Source organism: Streptomyces spiralis (assembly GCF_014654675.1).
Taxonomy (GTDB): Bacteria; Actinomycetota; Actinomycetes; order Streptomycetales; family Streptomycetaceae; genus Streptomyces; species Streptomyces spiralis.
In genome coordinates, this window is the sequence record NZ_BNBC01000043.1 from 39,251 (window position 1) to 39,914 (window position 664).

Here is a 664-nt window from a genome sequence, read left to right on the forward strand (position 1 = left end):
TGGGCGGGTGGCGGACCCGGACAGGTGGAGGACCCGGACAGGTGGCGGAAAACGAGCCCTCGTCGCGGCGGGCGGGCACCGAACGGGCCCGCCCGCCCCCGCTTTCGGGCATCCGCCCTGCCCGTTCCCACGCCCTCCCCCCGTAGTCGCGCAGGTCCGAGGCGGGCACACGCCTCCGCAATCGGGCACACCCGGGCAGCATCGGGCCCGCAACAGACCTGGTCAGCACCGCGCACCCGCTGTAGAACTTTCCCCCAAGGGCCCCACCGGGCCCGAACGGGCACCACCGGGTGAGAGCGATCAGCACGGCAGGGAAGCAGGTGTCGGCCATGGGCGACGCACGGACGGCGGAGGAGCGGCAGCGGGAGATCGTGCGGGCCGCCCGCGCGACCGGCCAGGTGGACGTCACCGCGCTCGCCGCCGAACTCGGCGTGGCCAAGGAGACCGTCCGCAGGGATCTGCGTGCCCTGGAGGACCACGGGCTGATCCGCCGCACCCACGGCGGGGCCTACCCGGTCGAGAGCGCCGGATTCGAGACGACGCTCGCCTACCGGGCCACCAGCCACGTGCCCGAGAAGCGCCGGATCGCCGCCGCGGCGGCCGAGCTGCTCGGGGACGCGGAGACGGTCTTCGTCGACGAGGGCTTCACCCCGCAGCTCATCGC

Annotated in this window: 1 protein-coding gene; it reads left to right on the forward strand. The window is 74.5% G+C overall.

The features are described from left to right. Positions 1-329: 329 nt before the first annotated feature. Positions 330-664, forward strand: a 335-nt coding sequence (locus tag IE318_RS45505; protein ID WP_229903918.1) for a DeoR family transcriptional regulator, incomplete at its 3' end; no start/stop codon positions are given.